The 614-nt window shown below is 46.3% G+C and carries 1 protein-coding gene; it reads right to left on the reverse strand.

All coding sequences use genetic code 11. The features are described from left to right. The coding region (locus A3729_RS23980; protein WP_068634373.1) for an ATP-binding cassette domain-containing protein at positions 1 to 561 on the reverse strand (561 nt) is incomplete at its 3' end. Between the last annotated feature and the right edge of the window lie 53 nt (positions 562 to 614).

Here is a 614-nt window from a genome sequence, read left to right on the forward strand (position 1 = left end):
ATTATGGAGTGCTAAAACAACGCTCTGGTGAGAAGAGATGATCTTAGCGATCAAGCGCTCGGCTTGTAGCTCATCCACCGCAGAAACCGGCTCGTCGCCGAGAAAAATATCCCGTTCCTGGATCAGCGTTCGAGCTAATGCTGCACGCTGTTGCTGACCGCCAGATAAGGTCTCGGCACGCGCTTTCAAGTGTTCTTGTAAACCTAAAGATTGTGCAAGCAAGGCTACCTTTTTTTGAACCGCCTTCTGAGGAAAAAACAAATTCAAAGCGTTATAGAGAAAATTGTGCTTATCCAACTGCCCCATATAAATGTTATGGAACAAAGATAAACTGGGGACCAAAGCCGGCGCCTGCTGACAGAAGGCAATATCATCGGGGCGCAGCTGGTATAGTGCTTTGAGTAAAGTACTTTTACCTGCACCACTCTTGCCAAGCAGTGCGACTTTTTCACCGGCCTTAATTTCTATCTCCAAGTCACGCAGCACGGTATTACCTTGCCACGCTAAATCCTGCTTGGAGAGATGAAATATGGTTTTTGTCGGTGCCCCCGTATCAAGCATATTAGTCAATCAAACCAATGCTTTTAGCGGTATCCAAAATTGCCTGATAATCT

This window comes from Oleiphilus sp. HI0043, assembly GCF_001634935.1.